Origin of the sequence: Gordonia sp. 852002-10350_SCH5691597 (genome assembly GCF_001665715.1) — a bacterium.
GTDB classification, from domain to species: domain Bacteria; phylum Actinomycetota; class Actinomycetes; order Mycobacteriales; family Mycobacteriaceae; genus Gordonia; species Gordonia sputi.
Map to the genome: position 1 here is coordinate 17,483 of NZ_LZMO01000069.1, position 14,164 is coordinate 31,646.

The window sequence follows — 14,164 nt, forward strand, 5'->3', positions numbered from 1 at the left end:
CTGGTTCACTTTTGATCGTTGCTGTGGTTCACAGCACACGATAGTCTATGATTTAGTGAAATTGCAGTCGCAAACCAGATCCAGTTCGTACCACTTACGGGAGTCGACATGACGACGGTCGAGCACCTTGACCTGATGGACCTCCGACCCTTCGCCGAAGGCAGGGACGCGGCGCTGTTCGCACACCTCCGCGACGAGGATCCGCTCCACTGGAACGCCGAGCCAGGTGATGGGCCCGGATTCTGGTCGGTCACCAGGTACGACGACGTCAAGACCGTGGCGTCGGACTACGAGACCTTCACTGTCACCGAGGGCACACAGATCCCCAGTCGTCGAGCGGAGGGCGAGGGTGCGCGCAGCATCCACCATCTCGATCCGCCTGAACACGACTCGCTGCGCAAGATCGTCACCCCACATGTGCGCGCGGTCAAACTCAAGTCCCTCGAATCCGATATCGCTGCGGTGGTCGACGATCTCCTGGACAGTGCCGTGGCAGCGGGCGACATCAATTTCGTCGCCAAGGTGTCTTCTCAACTGCCCCTGGTGATGATCGGCCGTCTGCTCGGCGCACCGCTCGAGGACTGCCCGAACCTGCTGCGTTGGACCAACCAGATGGCCAGCGAGGATCCCGACTACTCCGAGGGACCCGAGACCGCCGTAAAAGCGCGCGACGAGGTTTTCGGCTACTTCCGCGCCCTCGAGAAGCTACGACGCGAATGCCCGGCGCAGGACCTCGTGAGTGTGCTGACCGCAGCAGAACTCGACGGTGTCCCTCTGTCGCGGGGCTACCTCGACGCCTACTACTGATCCTGATGGTTGCAGGAAACGAAACCACCCGAAACCTGTTGTCGGGCGGCGTGAATGTCCTCGCCGAGAATCCGCAGTGGTGGGATTTCATGCGCGAGAACCCGGCGAAGATCCGCGTCGTGGTCGAGGAAATGGTGCGCTGGGTCTCGCCCGTGCTGTCGATGCGACGCACGGCCACGCGCGACGTCGAGATGCATGGGAAGACGATTTCCGCCGGCGACAAGGTGGTCATGTGGTTCTGCTCGGCCAACCGCGACGACCGCATCTTCGACGACCCCGAGACATTCATCGGTAACAGGTTTCCCAACGAGCACGTCGGATTCGGGTGGGGCGCCCACGCGTGTCTCGGCGCGAATCTCGCCAAGATGGAGGCCAGGCTCTTCTTCACCCGAGTGATCGAGCGCGGTCTGCAGATTGATGTACTCGACGCCCCGAATCGACTGCAGAGCAACTTCTTCCGCGGTATCAAGACCCTTCCGGTCTCCATCGGGACGTCATCATGACCGGTCAACAGCCAGCTGAACACAGAAACGCACCCGCGGCGATCATCGGCGACGACGAGGTGCAGTCGACCGAACGCGTCGACGTCATCGACCCCTACCGGGGAGACGTCGTCGGCACCGTCGAGTGCGCCGACGCCGATACCGTCTCCGCTGCGGTGTCGGCAGCGGCAGACGCGGCTCGCGCGTGGACGAACACCGCGGTGGCCGAACGGGCAGCGATACTGCGTCGCACCGCAGCACTCATCGAGGACCCGCGGCGCGGGCTCGCCGCGACCGTCACCCGTGAGATGGGTATGCCGACAACACTCGCCGCGGCCACTCAACAGGTCATGCCCGCAACGGTGCTCCGCGCAATGGCCGACGCCGCAGGAACATTCGACTGGCAACGGACGATCGACGGCGCGACACTGCGGCACGTGCCCGTCGGCGTTGTCGCGGCAATCACGCCGTGGAACATGCCTGTCCACCAGATCGTCGCCAAGATCTCAGCCGCATTCGCAGCAGGCTGTGCCGTGGTGCTCAAGCCGTCGGAGCTCACACCCTTCGACGCCATCGACGTCCGCCGCTGCTTCGTCGACGCCGGATTGCCACCCGAACTCTTCGCCGTGGTCAACGGACGTGGCTCGGAGACCGGCAGCCTGCTCACCTCGCATCCCGGTCTCGGCCACGTGTCGTTCACCGGGTCGGTGGATGCGGGCCGAGCAGTCGCACGGTCTGCGGCCGGAAACCTGGTGCGTGCCACGCTCGAACTCGGCGGTAAATCACCCGCTGTCGTCCTGCCCGATGCCGATCTGACAACAGTGATCCCCCGCGTGGTCGCGAGCGGACTCGTGAATTCGGGCCAGGCATGCAATGCCACAACACGTTTGGTACTCCCCCGCAGCCACCAGGACGAGATCGAGCAGCTTCTTGTCGACGCCGCGCGGGCGTCGGTGCTCGGAGACCCTGCCGACCAGTCGACCACGATGGGTCCGCTCGCGTCACGGCTGCAGACCGATCGGGTCCTCGACCACATCGAGAAGGCGCGCGCCGATGGCGGCCACCTACTCACCGGAACCGGCCACACCCGCCGTGTCGGTTCCTGTGACGGGTTCATCGCGCCCACCATCATCACCGAGCTCGGACCCACCGCACGAGCGGTACGGGAAGAGATCTTCGGGCCCGTGCTGGTCACCCAGTTCTACGACACCGTCGACGAGGCCGTCGAGATCGCCAACGACTCCGACTACGGGCTCTCCGCCGAGGTCTGGTCGGCGGACACCGACGCCGCCCGCGACGTTGCCGCGGCCCTCGAGGTCGGCCAGGTGAAGATCAACGGAGTGCGTACCCGGGAACGTCCCGCTGTTCCGTTCGGCGGCATGAAGCAGTCCGGATACGGACGCGAACTCGGCGCTACCGGGCTGGCCGAGTTCACCGAGATCCAGGCGGTGATGGCATGACAACGTACGTGATCTCCGGCGCGGCGTCGGGAATCGGACTCGCGCTGGTGACCCGACTACTGCAGTCGCGCAACGATCTCCGACTGATCAGCATCGATCTCACCGAGTGCCCCGACCCGCGAGTGCACTCACTGCGCTGCGACCTCTCCGATCTCGATGCCATTGCGTCCCTTGACCTCCCCGACCACATCGACGGGCTGGCCAACGTCGCAGGCGTTCCGGGGACCGCGCCGCCCGAACTCGTCCTCGCGGTCAACACCCTTGGGCCGCGCGCGCTCACCGCGCGGGCGCTCGCCTCGATGGAGTGCGGCGCGTCCGTGGTCAACGTGTCGTCGATCGCCGCGCACCGAAACACTCTGCCGTCCAACGCCATCGACGAGTTGCTCGCTGTCACCGGCCGAACCGGGCTGAGCGGATGGCTCACCAGGCATCGACTCGACGGCCCCGCTGCGTATGACACATCCAAGCGCGCACTCACCGACTGGACAGTGCTGCTCAGCGCCGACCTGCTGGCGCGCGGCATCCGCGTCAACTCGGTGAGCCCGGGCCCTACCGAGACGCCGATACTCTCCGACTTCGAGCAATCGATGGGCGTCGACGCGATCGCGCGGTCGGCAGGAGCCGTCGGCCGGCACGGTACCGCCGCCGAATCGGCCGCCGCCGTCGAATTCCTTCTCTCCGACGACGCCTCGTGGGTCAACGGCGTCGACATCCCGGTCGAGGGTGGTCTGACCGCACTCCGCACCGCCGCGCAGCGGCCTGCCGTGATCGCACCCGACAACACCTCCACCTCCGCGAAGGGAGCACTCCGATGACTTCTGGAACCACACTGCCCGCCCGCACCTCGCTGTCGGTACTCACGCTCGACGGCACCGCTCCCGCCGATCGCGAGCTTCTCGGCGGAAAGGCGTACAGCATCAACAAGATGCGTGCCCTCGACCTCCCGGTGCCGCCGGCCTTCGCACTGACCACCGCGGTGTGCAAACGCTTTCACGACGAGGGTGGCGCGCTGCCCGACGACGTCTGGTCTGCTGTACTCGATCATCTGCACGAGCTCGAGACGACGACCGGTAAACGCTTCGGTGTCGGACCGTTCCCGCTGCTGGTCTCGGTGAGATCCGGTGCGGCACAGAGCATGCCCGGCATGATGGACACCGTGCTCAACCTCGGACTGACCGAGGATCTCGCACGAGAACTCGGCGAGGTCACCGGCGATGTCGACTGGGCCCAGGACACCTGGCAGCGCTTCTGCACGGGATACGGTGACATCGTGCTCGGCGATTCCGCACTCATGCCGCCCGCCGACCCCTACGACCAACTGCGCGAGGCGATCGGGGCCGTATTCCGTTCCTGGACAAACGATCGAGTGCGCGCCTACCGCGAGCGTCACGGACTCGGCGAGGGCGGCGGCACGGCAGTCACCGTACAAGCCATGGTCTTCGGTAACCGCGACACGCACTCCGGTACCGGCGTGGTGTTCAGTCGTGATCCCGGCACCGGCGAGTCGACCCTCTTCGGGGAATGGCTGGCGATGGCACAGGGCGAAGACGTCGTCTCCGGTGAGCGCACGCCCGAGAACATCACGCAGTTCGGCACGCACGACCCAGAGCTACACCGCGAATTGGTCCGTATCGCAACGGTTCTCGAACGCGAGCATCGCGACCTCGTCGACATCGAGTTCACCGTCGAGAGCGGCACCCTGTACATGCTGCAGTGCCGTTCCGGCAAGCGGTCGGCGCGCGCCGCCGTGCGCGTGGCTGTCGAACTCGTGCGCGAAGGGCTCCTCACCCCCGACGAGGCATGTGCACGGATCAGCGCCGACCAGGCACGGCTGTTGGCCGACGAGGTAGGGGTGACCCACGACGCGGATGAACTCGCACGAGGGGTGGGCGCCGGTCCCGGCGCCGCGTCTCGTGTGGTGTTCACCGACACCGACGAGGCGTCGGCTGCTGCGGCGGAGGGCACCCCCGTCGTGCTCGTCCGGCCGTCGACCTCGCCCGCAGACGTACCGGCGATGTTCGACTCGGTCGCCGTGGTGACCGAGGTGGGCGGCACCACGAGTCACGCGGCGCTGGTGTGTCGCGAGATCGGACTGCCGTGCGTCGTGGGCTGCGGCGCCGGGGTGACAAGTGCCCTGGAAGGTACGACGGTGACGGTCGACGGCACCAACGGTGTGGTGTACGCCGGGGATGCTCGCGGTGACGCGAGTGCCACCGACCCTCATCTGGATGAACTACTCTCATTCCTTCCCGAGACACTTCCCGACGACCATCCCCTGAGCGTTCTGCACCGGCGGCAGGCATTGCGTGACTGAAGAATTCGACACACGTGGAGACGACATGACCAACGACGGAATCGATGCGGTGTACACCGCGGCCGGACTCCTCGACGATGCGGCGCTTCCCGCCAAGCGTCCGAATCGGCGCGGGGAGCAAACCCGTGAGAAGCTCGTGCGGGCCGCGGTCGAGTGTTTCACCGAGTACGGGTACACCCGCACGCGCATCTCCGATATCACCAACCGTGCCAACACGGCTCAGGGAAACTTCTACCGACACTTCACCGGTCTCGACGACGTGTTCCTGGCTGCGCTGCGACCGTCATTGGAGGAGTTGGCCACTGCGCGTCTGCGTCCCGACCACGCGCACGGCGAGCGTGAATCCCTGATCAAGGTGAACACGACGTATCTACAGGCGTATGCGCGCAACCGCCACATGCTCCGGTTGCTTCGTGAGGCGGCAGCGGCGAGCGAGAACAAGGGTTTCCAACAACTGTGGCTCAACCTGCGTGCCGACTTCGTGCGACGCACCGAGCGCTGGCTCGACCGCTTGGACCAGCAGGGCGTCATCGATGAGCCGCATCCGCACATGCTGGCCGAGACGTTGGGGTGCGCGACCGAGCAGATGGCCTACGTCCATGTCGGCCTGCCCGTCAGCACTCCACGCCCCGAGGAGATCACCGAGTTGGGCACTGCGTTGGGCGAGTTCTGGTACCGCTCACTGCCGCTGGTCAACGACAAAAGGAGTGCGCGGTGACCGTGCAAGCGAGCCGCCCGCCCTCAGCGACAACGCTCGGCGTCGACGTCGTAGTCGACGAGGTGCGAGATGAGACCGCCGATTCCCGGACACTCGTGCTGCGCTTTCCCGGCGACGTCTCCTACCTGCCGGGTCAGTTCGTCACCGTTCGAATACCGAGCGAACGTACGGGCTGGGTGGCGCGCTGCTACTCGCTGAGCACAGCACCCGGCGTCGACGACCTCCCGGCGATCACCGTCAAACGCACCAACGGTGGCTACGGATCCAATTGGTTGTGCGACAACGTCACAGCAGGGACCACGCTGCACGCGCTCTCGCCTTCCGGGGTGTTCACCCCGTCACGATGGCACGGCACACTTCGTCTGTTCGCGGCTGGCAGCGGCATCACGCCCGTCATGTCGATAGCGAAGTTCGCTCTGGCACAACGGCAGTGTCGCCTCGAACTGTTCTACGCCAATCGCGACAGTGAATCGGTGATCTTTGCCGATGAGCTCGCTGATCTCGAGCAACGACATCCCGACCGACTGCGGATCGTCCACTGGTTGGAGTCCGAGCGTGGTCTGCCCGACGCCGCGGCCGTCGACGCACTGTGTGCACTCGGCGACGACGAAGCCTTCATCTGTGGTCCCGCGCCGTTCATGGATCTCGTCGAGTCCGCCCTGCACCGACATGGCGCACCCCACTCGTCGATACACGTCGAGCGGTATGTTTCGCTCGATGGTGACCCGTTCACACTCGACCGGCCCGATACCGGCGGGGTGGCCGTTGACGTGAGCGTCAGCATCGACGGTGAGACGACATCGGTGCCGTGCGGCCGCGGCACCCCGATTCTCGACGCACTCTTGTCGCACGGCGTCGACGCACCGTACTCGTGCCGGGAGGGCGACTGTGGATCGTGCATGGCGCGCCTTGTCGGCGGCGAGGTAAACCCCGGAGGAGGCGTCGCGCTCGAGCCGGAGGACCTCGACGACGGTTACATCCTCACCTGTCAGGCGTCGCCGTTGTCCGACTCGGTGCAGATCGAGTTTGACTGAGCGGCAGTACCTTATGCCTCCGCACGAGTGCCGGTGTACATGGTCAACCAATACGCGCGGGCGAGGGACGCGGCGAACTCGGCGTCGCATGTCTCCGGGGCGTTCGCCAGATCGAGGAGGCTGCCCCGCGTGGTGACCGTGATGAATCGCGCGGTCTGGTCCGGGTCGAGGTCGGCGGGTGCGAGGCCGTCGACCTGATCCTGTCGCAGGCGTTCGGCCATCTTCGCCGTGTACAGCTCGAGAAAGGCGCCGAACTCGGTCCGTAGCCGGGCGTCGACGTCGACCGTTTCGAGAAAGGCGCGCCAAACCGGGCCGTGCTCGCGCCCCAGCTGGAACATGCGGCTGATGGTGTCAGCGAGGTCGTCGGGGCCCATCGGCTCGGTGCGCATCCACCACTGGTCCGACACCTCCCAGAACGCGGTGAAGAAGGGTTCGGCGGCATTCTCGATCAGATCGCCCTTGTCGTCGAACCATTGGTAGAAGGTCGATCGGGACACGTTGGCAGTCGTCAGAATGCGTTCGACCGGGACGTCCGCGTAGCGCACACCCGACTCCAGGATGGTGCCCACCGACTCGAGGATCCGTGCCCTGGACGAGGTACGACGCTTGACGGGGGCACGTGACATGCGGGTCAGAATACTCGCTTATGCCCACGCGACAGCGCCCTTGAGTCACTGCGCAGATGAATGGATGACCCCGGCGCCAGCACGTTGACGAACTCTTAGCGCCGTTGATGAAGTCTTAGCGCGCCGGATGCTGTCGTCGGCCAGGCGTCCGGCGTAGACCGAAGTGGTGACACTGTTCGACATACTGCCCTCTCTGAAAGGGGTCACCGTGGCCAGATCGTTCGATTCGACGAAGTGGCGCTTGCCCATTCGATGCTCCGGGTGCGACATCCTCGTCAACGACATGTCGCTCCGGGAGGAGTCGTTGCGGCGCAAGGTCGCGTTCTTCCTCGATGAGTCGGGCGAGCCCGTCAGTCAGGCGCTGTGCCCCGAGGCGGTCTGGTTCCCGGCGTTCGTCACTCGGATCAGCAGTGCGCAGCTCACCGCAGAACGCGCCGTGCTCCACGTCGACGCCTCGTTGCCGCTCACCACCGCCATCGACGACGTCGCCTTCCCGGGCAACGAACTCGCCGGGGCACACCTCGTCGACATCACGGTGGTCGACACATCTGGGCATCGCCGCACTCTCAACGCTGAGCTTCCCGCGCACGTGTCGGTGACGGGGACCATCGTGCTGGCGCTGCGCCGCGTGTCGACGCACCTGCCGACGGTCGAGAGCGCACCCCGCCGAAGCCCGCTGACCGTCGACGGTCAGCGGTAGCCGACAGCGGCTCGCTACAGGTACGTGCCGGTCGGCAGTGCGGCCTCGTGCGCACGCGAACCGATCACCGACAGGAGCGTCGCTGTCGTGAGTTCGGCTCCGTCGACGAGGATTGCGCGACGGACGATCTCGCTCACATCAGCGCCGCTGCGATCACGAGGCAGTGCTGCGACGACCCGTGCGACATCGACGTCGCGGGCGTCGATCCTCGCGAGCACACCGGACAGAATCGCCTCTGCTGCAGCATCATCGGGAGGATTGACCTCGATCACCGAGTCGAAACGGGCTGCGCGCGTGGCGGCCCCGTCGAGCGCGCGCGGATCGTTCGTCGTCGCGATCGTCAGGACGCGGTCGTGGGCCGTCGCGCCGTCGAGTGCCGACAGCAGCGCACCGAGTGCTGAATCGTCGCCGTCGCCGCGGCGTTGGACGTAGAGGTCGACGTCGTCGAGGATCACGACGAGCGGTCCGAGGACATCGGCCATGGCGTAGACGGACCCGAGTTTCGCCATGACTGCGGCGGATTCGACAAGGACAACGGTGAAATCGCCGAGCAATTCTGCGGCGATCGTCCGAGCGATCGCCGTCTTCCCGACACCGGGAGGTCCCGCGAGCAGCACACCACGACTTGTCGACATTCCCGCCGCGGTCAGGATCTCGTGCCGAGACGTGACAGCGGAGATACTCAGATCCACCTCGCGCCACACGCTGTCGGGGATGGCGATGTCGGCGCGGGTTGTCGACGACGCGGGGGCAGCCGACAGCGAGATCTCGTTGTAGACCACCGATACCGATAACACTCTGCCGCGCAGCGGGTTAGGTGAATCGATACGACGACGCAGCTCGACGACGGCACGAGAGACCATGCCGCGGAGCTCATTCGGTGCGTACAGCGATATGGTGGCTCTCGAGTTGGCATCGCTGAGCAACGACGAAATCACCAACGGTCCACTGCCGAAGGGATTATCGGGGGTGAAGGCCAGCGAGATGTCGGCGGGTACCGAGAACTCGTCGTCGCCGACACTGCGTTCTGCCCACCGCGGCGGTGCGTCGTCTTCGTCCGGACCGATTGCGGGAGAGTCATTTTCGATCAGGTCGCCGAGTACGAGGCCTGCGGCGATTCTACTGGCCGGGTTGATGGACATGACCTGCACGAAGAGTTCGTGCCGGTCGGCACGGAGATGTGTTGTCAGGAAGGTGTCGATGGACACAGGGTCTGCGGGGAGCGCATCGTTGAGCAACTGCGCGATCACGGTGACGGCGCGTCGTACATGGGGGTGCTCCGTCGCGAGCGCGTCGAGCGTGGATGTTGTTGCGGGCGTGGTGTCCTCCTTCTGCGGCAAGCGTGTCAGCTTGGCACTGGTCGACGACGCGGTGCAACTGACTTTTCACGCGACGAGACCCCGCCTTGGCCAGGCGGGGTCTCGTGAGATGTGGGTGGGAAAACGTCGATCAGTAGTTGACCCACACCCAGTTCCAGCGACGGGTGCGCGAGTCGAAGCGACGCACGCGGCGACGACGCTGTGCCGGAGCGGGGTTCTGGCGCTGCTGCTGGTTGTTGTTCGGGATGGGCATGACTACCTCTTTCACTTCGGCGGACCGCTCGTCGGTGAGCGCTCTCTCTGACATCACCGACAATGCCAACCGAGACTTGCGAGGCACTCGACGTCGACTGGGAGATCGCTGAGTGACTGGGAGGCCAGGAGATGGCTGGGACGCTGAATGCCGTTGATAGGCGCGGCATCACAGATTGCTACGCGGATTCGCTGTTCGGCTGGCAGACGAGGTGGTCATTCGATAGTGTCCGAATTGTCATCACCGGGGGATAGCACCGACGAGGAGAACGTCCCGATGAATCGACGCCCACCCCGGCCGACCCTCCCCCACTCGATACGACGCCGCGTCACATCAAGGCTGCGCCGCCTGACCGGTCCGATCGCACTCACACTTGTCGCATCGTTGACGGCCCTAGGGCTCTCGCATGTCGCGCCGGCTCGTGCGGCCACGTTGGTGTGGTCAGACGAGTTCAACGGTGCGGCCGGCAGCTCACCGTCGACGTCGAACTGGAACTTCGAAACCGGGGGCGGTGGCTGGGGCAACAACGAGTGGCAGACCTATACCAACTCGCGGCAGAACTCCTACCTCGACGGCAACGGTCGTTTGGTGATCGCTGCCCGCTCCATCGGGGCGTCGATCACGTCGGCTCGCCTCAACACCCTGGGCAAGGTGGCATTCACCTACGGGACGGCGTCGGCCAGGATCAAACTTCCCGCGGGCAAGGGTCTACTGCCGGCGTTCTGGCTGATGGGCACCGACATCTACTCGGTGGGGTGGCCCCAGAGCGGTGAGATCGATGTCATCGAAACTCCCTCTGTGACAACGGCATACACAAATCACCTGCACGGGCCGACGACGTCGGGCGGGACATGGCAACTCGGCAACTCCGGTGCGATCGCCGATCTGTCGACCGCCTTCCACACGTACTCCGTCACGAAGTCGAAGGATGCGATCACCGTCGCGCTCGATGGGCGGACGGTGGGCAGCTACCGGGCGTCGCAGTTGAGCGCCGACAAGAAGTGGGTGTTCAACAAGCCGACGTACCTCCTGCTGACGCTCGCCGTCGGCGGGAACTGGCCGGGCGACCCCGACCTCACGACGCCGAACCCGTCGTACATGACGCTCGACTGGATCCGCGTGTACTCGAGCTGAGGTGGTCTCGACAAGCTCGACCGGCGGCGGGTGTGGCTCGACCGGCGGGCTCCGGTGTCAGATGGCCGAGTCCGGGAACGCGATGACCGAGAGGAACCGGATCGGGAGTTCGACCAGTTCGACCGGCCCGTGCGCGCCCTCGCCGTCGAGTTGCAGCGAATCGCCGGGGCTGAGCCGGTAAACCGAGCGTGAGTGCGCGTAGTCCATCGTTCCGTCGAGCATGAAGATGAACTCGGTGCCCGGGTGCTGGAACAGCGGCTGCGTCACCGACTTCTCGGTGAGCGTCACCAGCAGGCATTCCAGGCGCTTGTGCTCGCCGCGGAGCGAACCGAGCATCTCGTACTCGTGGCCCTCGCGCGATCCCTCGCGCACGATCTGCGAGCCCTCCCCGGCCTTCACGAACACGGCGGATCGTTCGAGGTCGGCGCCACGAAAAAGTGAGGTCACCGAGACGTCGAATGCGGTCGCAAGCGCCGCCAGAGTGCTCAGGCTGCACGAGGTCTGCGCGTTCTCGATCTTGGAGAGCATGGCCTTGGAGATGCCGACCTTGGCGGCCATGTCGCCGACCGACAGCCCCTCCTGCCTGCGGAGACGTCGGACGTTGTGCGCAATCGCCGATTCGAGTTCGAGTTCTTCGACGGGTTGATCGACGGGACGTTCGCGCGCGGTCCCCGATTGGTTACGGATCAGAGCGTCGTCGGTCACCTCGCCAGCATATCGGTAGACGGACTTCACTCCGGGTAGACGGCGAGGTCCGGCGGACGTCGGTGCTCCGCCGTGCAGGGCACACATTTGCTACCGCATCTCGCCGGCGCCGACGTACGGGAATCTGGTCTTGAGCAGGTCGCCGTCGTCGAAGCGGGACAGCCGGAAGTCGGACTCCGGGATGCGCGGATCATTACTGCGACCGTCGACGACGAGGTCGGCGACGAGACGTCCGACGGCGGGCGAGATCTTGAAACCGTGACCGCTGAATCCGGCGGCGATGACGAGTCCGTCGAGCGGGCCGGTGGAAATCACCGGGTTCCAGTCGGGCGTGACGTCGTAGCAGCCCGCGTAGCTGCTGGTGATGCTCGCCTCGGTGAGGGCCGGGAATCGGGTGCCGACCTTGTCGACGGTGAGGTCAAGGAATGCCTCGTCGGCGCGATTGAGGTATCCGTCTGGGTTGGCGACCTCTAGCTCGGCGAGATCTGAGTTGCCGAACAGGATCTCACCGCGGACGTCCGGTCGGACGTACTGCAGCGACACAAGGTCCGAAAACACCGGCACCGCACCGAGGTCCACGCCCGGATGGATCATCACGATCTGCTCGCGGTGCACCGTGATCGGGACGTCGATGCCGTACTTGTCGAGGAAGGGCTTGGTCCAGACACCGGTCGCGACGACGACCGTGTCGGCGGAGATGGTCGAGTGGTCGGCGAGTTCGACTCCGGTGACGCGCTGCCCATCGGTCAGGAGTCCGGAAACGCTGGTGCCCTGCTTGATTCGGACACCGGCAGCTCGCGCCGACGCCGCGAACGCCTGCGCGGTCTGATAAGCGTCGCCGTAGCCGCCGCGTTCTTCCCAGCCGAACGCGGCGAACGGTTCGAGATCGGCCGCGGGCCAGAGCTTTGCCACCTCGGAGATGTCCATCTCCTCGGTCTGCACTCCGACCTCGCGCTGGGCTGCAAGGCTTTTCCGAAGATTATCGACGTTGGGCTCCCCGACCCCGACCACGTAGCCGGTCTGACGGAAGCCGATGTCGGTGCCGAAGATCTCCTCCGCCTTCTCGAACACCTCGAGGCCGATGGCAGCCATGGCCGCGAGCGAACTGACACCGTAGTGGCAGCGAACGATGCCCGACGACTTGCCGGTCATTCCTCCTCCGACGGTATCGCGCTCGCACACAACGACATCGGTGATGCCGCGCTGCGCCAGTGCCCACGCCGTCGCGACGCCCTCGAGGCCACCGCCGATGATGACGATGGATGCGGTTTCGGTACTCACAGGCCCGCTCCCGTCCCGGGGATCCAGTTGGTTCCCGCGAGCGGAACGCGCGCCATGGCCGCGGCCTCGATCGAGATCGCCACCAGGTCCTCGGGTTCCAGGTGATGCAGGTGTGCCTTGCCGCAGGCGCGGGCGATGGTCTGCGCCTCCATCGTGGTCACACGCAGGAAGTTGGCGAGTCGGCGTCCACCGGCGATCGGGTCGAAGCGCGCAGAGAGCTCCGGGTCCTGGGTGGTGATACCGGCCGGATCCTTGCCGTCCTGGAAGTCGTCGTAGAAGCCCGCGGCCGATCCCAGTGCCGCGTACTCGTCCTGGTATCGAGGATCGTTGTCGCCCAGGGCAATCAGTGCGGCGGTACCGATCGCCACGGCGTCGGCTCCCAATGCCATGGCCTTCGCGACGTCGGCGCCGTTGCGGATGCCGCCGGAGACGATCAGCTGGACCTCCCGGTGCACTCCGAGCTCTTGAAGTGCCTGCACCGCTTGGGGAATCGCGGCGAGTGTCGGAATGCCGACGTGCTCGATGAAGACTTCCTGGGTCGCGGCCGTTCCGCCCTGCATGCCGTCGACCACGACGACGTCGGCGCCGGAATGCACCGCGAGCTTGACGTCGTAATAGGTGCGGGTGGCGCCGACCTTGACGTAGATCGGCTTCTCCCAGTCGGTGATCTCGCGCAGTTCGTTGATCTTGATCGCGAGGTCGTCGGGGCCGGTCCAGTCCGGGTGACGCGAGGCGCTTCGCTGGTCGATACCGACCGGCAGGGTTCGCATGCCAGCCACTCGCTCAGTGATCTTCTGCCCCAACAGCATTCCGCCACCGCCCGGCTTGGCACCCTGCCCGAGGACGACCTCGATGGCGTCGGCCTTGCGCAGGTCGTCGGGGTTCATCCCATAGCGCGACGGAAGGTATTGGTAGACAAGGTTCTTGGATTGTCCGCGCTCCTCGGGCGTCATGCCGCCGTCGCCCGTGGTGGTCGATGTCCCGACCTCTGACGCTCCCCTACCGAGCGCCTCCTTGGCACCCGCCGACAGCGCACCGAAACTCATGCCCGCGATGGTGACCGGGGTGTCGAGGTGCAGCGGATACTTCGCGTTGCGGGTGCCGAGCGTGACGTCGGTGCCGCAGCGCTCGCGATAACCCTCTAGGGGGTAGCGCGACATGGAGGCGCCGAGGAACAGGAGGTCGTCGAAGTGCGGCAGCTTGCGCTTGGCGCCCCAGCCGCGAATGTCGTAAACGCCTGTCTCCGCGGCGCGTTGGATCTCGGCGATGGTTGAGCGATCGAACGTCGCCGACTCGCGCAGACCGCGCTGCGCGTTGCTGAGGTTGGACAT

At 65.6% G+C, this 14,164-nt stretch carries 13 protein-coding genes and 1 pseudogene; 8 read left to right on the forward strand and 6 right to left on the reverse strand.

All coding sequences use genetic code 11. From position 1 onward, the window contains the following. Nucleotides 1–108 precede the first annotated feature (108 nt). From A5777_RS04890 to A5777_RS04915, 6 genes and pseudogenes are all read left to right on the forward strand, one after another. Nucleotides 109–1,310 (forward strand): annotated as a pseudogene (locus tag A5777_RS04890) (cytochrome P450). Next, nucleotides 1,307–2,749 carry an aldehyde dehydrogenase family protein gene (locus tag A5777_RS04895; protein WP_064861824.1) on the forward strand — a complete coding sequence of 481 codons (1,443 nt, stop codon included), beginning with the start codon at nt 1,307–1,309 and terminating at the stop codon, nt 2,747–2,749. The pseudogene A5777_RS04890 and the gene A5777_RS04895 overlap by 4 nt, the downstream one beginning before the upstream one ends. Further along, nucleotides 2,746–3,564, forward strand: coding sequence for an SDR family oxidoreductase (locus A5777_RS04900; RefSeq protein WP_064861825.1), 819 nt, complete (start codon nt 2,746–2,748; stop codon nt 3,562–3,564). Before A5777_RS04895 ends, A5777_RS04900 begins: the two co-directional genes overlap by 4 nt. Beyond that, nucleotides 3,561–5,063 (forward strand): pyruvate, phosphate dikinase, encoded by a 1,503-nt coding sequence (locus A5777_RS04905; RefSeq protein ID WP_064861826.1) that lies wholly within the window; start codon nt 3,561–3,563, stop codon nt 5,061–5,063. The genes A5777_RS04900 and A5777_RS04905 overlap by 4 nt, the downstream gene beginning before the upstream one ends. A 25-nt stretch (nt 5,064–5,088) precedes the next feature. Further along, nucleotides 5,089–5,781: a TetR/AcrR family transcriptional regulator gene (locus A5777_RS04910; protein ID WP_064861850.1), complete on the forward strand. Its 693-nt coding sequence runs from the start codon at nt 5,089–5,091 to the stop codon at nt 5,779–5,781. Continuing rightward, nucleotides 5,778–6,815, forward strand: a complete 1,038-nt coding sequence (locus A5777_RS04915; protein ID WP_064861827.1) for a ferredoxin--NADP reductase — start codon at nt 5,778–5,780, stop codon at nt 6,813–6,815. Before A5777_RS04910 ends, A5777_RS04915 begins: the two co-directional genes overlap by 4 nt. A gap of 11 nt (nt 6,816–6,826) precedes the next feature. On the opposite strand, the gene A5777_RS04920 is transcribed toward A5777_RS04915, so the two are convergent. Then, complete coding sequence (locus tag A5777_RS04920) at nt 6,827–7,441, reverse strand: TetR/AcrR family transcriptional regulator (protein WP_064861828.1); 615 nt, start codon at nt 7,439–7,441, stop codon at nt 6,827–6,829. Between the two features lie 163 nt (nt 7,442–7,604). Here A5777_RS04920 and A5777_RS04925 point away from each other — a divergent pair, with 163 nt between their 5' ends. Next, a complete protein-coding gene (locus A5777_RS04925; RefSeq protein WP_064861829.1) occupies nt 7,605–8,141 on the forward strand; it encodes a hypothetical protein in 537 nt (178 codons plus the stop codon). A 14-nt stretch (nt 8,142–8,155) separates the two neighbouring features. On the opposite strand, the gene A5777_RS04930 is transcribed toward A5777_RS04925, so the two are convergent. Both A5777_RS04930 and A5777_RS25650 read right to left on the reverse strand, forming a co-directional pair. Next, nucleotides 8,156–9,481, reverse strand: coding sequence for an ATP-binding protein (locus A5777_RS04930; protein WP_231894946.1), 1,326 nt, complete (start codon nt 9,479–9,481; stop codon nt 8,156–8,158). 109 nt (nt 9,482–9,590) lie between these two features. After that, nucleotides 9,591–9,713, reverse strand: coding sequence for a hypothetical protein (locus A5777_RS25650; RefSeq protein WP_267625700.1), 123 nt, complete (start codon nt 9,711–9,713; stop codon nt 9,591–9,593). Nucleotides 9,714–9,989: 276 nt separating this feature from the next. Here A5777_RS25650 and A5777_RS04940 point away from each other — a divergent pair, with 276 nt between their 5' ends. Beyond that, the gene (locus tag A5777_RS04940; RefSeq protein WP_082933549.1) at nt 9,990–10,847 is read left to right on the forward strand and encodes a glycoside hydrolase family 16 protein; all 858 of its coding nucleotides are present in this window, start codon (nt 9,990–9,992) and stop codon (nt 10,845–10,847) included. A gap of 57 nt (nt 10,848–10,904) precedes the next feature. On the opposite strand, the gene A5777_RS04945 is transcribed toward A5777_RS04940, so the two are convergent. Genes A5777_RS04945 through A5777_RS04955 form a run of 3 tightly spaced genes read right to left on the reverse strand, consistent with a single transcriptional unit; the run spans nt 10,905 to nt 14,164 of the window. Continuing rightward, entirely contained in the window at nt 10,905–11,639 is a 735-nt protein-coding gene (locus A5777_RS04945) for a helix-turn-helix domain-containing protein (RefSeq protein WP_285897871.1), read from the reverse strand. Between the two features lie 3 nt (nt 11,640–11,642). Continuing rightward, nucleotides 11,643–12,833 (reverse strand): NAD(P)/FAD-dependent oxidoreductase, encoded by a 1,191-nt coding sequence (locus A5777_RS04950; RefSeq protein WP_064861832.1) that lies wholly within the window; start codon nt 12,831–12,833, stop codon nt 11,643–11,645. Continuing rightward, nucleotides 12,830–14,164: an FMN-binding glutamate synthase family protein gene (locus tag A5777_RS04955; protein WP_064861833.1), complete on the reverse strand. Its 1,335-nt coding sequence runs from the start codon at nt 14,162–14,164 to the stop codon at nt 12,830–12,832. Before A5777_RS04955 ends, A5777_RS04950 begins: the two co-directional genes overlap by 4 nt.

Coding starts and splice junctions, on each gene's coding strand:
- A5777_RS04900 (WP_064861825.1), top strand. CDS start 2,746: ATGACAACGTACGTGATCTCCGGCGCGGCGTCGGGAATCGGACTCGCG.
- A5777_RS04905 (WP_064861826.1), top strand. CDS start 3,561: ATGACTTCTGGAACCACACTGCCCGCCCGCACCTCGCTGTCGGTACTC.
- A5777_RS04895 (WP_064861824.1), top strand. CDS start 1,307: ATGACCGGTCAACAGCCAGCTGAACACAGAAACGCACCCGCGGCGATC.
- A5777_RS25650 (WP_267625700.1), bottom strand. CDS start 9,713: ATGCCCATCCCGAACAACAACCAGCAGCAGCGCCAGAACCCCGCTCCG.
- A5777_RS04955 (WP_064861833.1), bottom strand. CDS start 14,164: ATGTCCAACCTCAGCAACGCGCAGCGCGGTCTGCGCGAGTCGGCGACG.
- A5777_RS04940 (WP_082933549.1), top strand. CDS start 9,990: ATGAATCGACGCCCACCCCGGCCGACCCTCCCCCACTCGATACGACGC.
- A5777_RS04945 (WP_285897871.1), bottom strand. CDS start 11,639: ATGTGTGCCCTGCACGGCGGAGCACCGACGTCCGCCGGACCTCGCCGT.
- A5777_RS04910 (WP_064861850.1), top strand. CDS start 5,089: ATGACCAACGACGGAATCGATGCGGTGTACACCGCGGCCGGACTCCTC.
- A5777_RS04920 (WP_064861828.1), bottom strand. CDS start 7,441: ATGTCACGTGCCCCCGTCAAGCGTCGTACCTCGTCCAGGGCACGGATC.